This is a genomic window from Bifidobacterium rousetti, assembly GCF_008698235.1.
Lineage (GTDB): Bacteria > Actinomycetota > Actinomycetes > Actinomycetales > Bifidobacteriaceae > Bifidobacterium > Bifidobacterium rousetti.
The window spans coordinates 1-454 of the sequence record NZ_PEBH01000035.1; the positions used below are offsets into that span (position 1 = coordinate 1).

1 protein-coding gene is annotated in these 454 nt (G+C 64.8%); it reads left to right on the forward strand.

Annotation, left to right across the window (positions count from 1 at the left end):
* The coding region (locus CSQ85_RS13275; RefSeq protein WP_190973055.1) for a hypothetical protein at positions 1-454 on the forward strand (454 nt) is incomplete at both ends.

Genomic DNA, 454 nt, shown 5'->3' on the forward strand with positions numbered 1-454 from the left:
GTGGAGATCCCGGCTGGCGCGAAGCTCCGCATCAACGCCGCGGGCAACCTCGAGTTCCTTGCGACGAAGAAGACGGACACGCCTGAGGGTGTGAAGACGGAGACGTACTGGGTGACTGTGTCGAATACGCTGTATGCGGCGTGGGGTCGTGTGTCGCAGTCTGATCTGGCGAACCAGGAGCAGACGCCGGGTTACGAGACGAACGACTCGTACGAGGTGGTGAACACGGGCCTGTGGACGGCTGATTCGGTCGCGAAGGCGAACAAGCTGTTCAAGGAGGCCGGTGAGCTCAAGGCGCAGCTGGGTGGCTCCGACGGCCAGCTGACGGAGGACGAGGCGGCCCAGGTGTCGGCGAAGCTGGACGCGGCGCAGAACGCGCTGGTGCAGCGTGCGACGACTCCGGTGGTTCGTCTGGTGCGTGACGGCGTGCACATCTACTCGACGGACGACAACG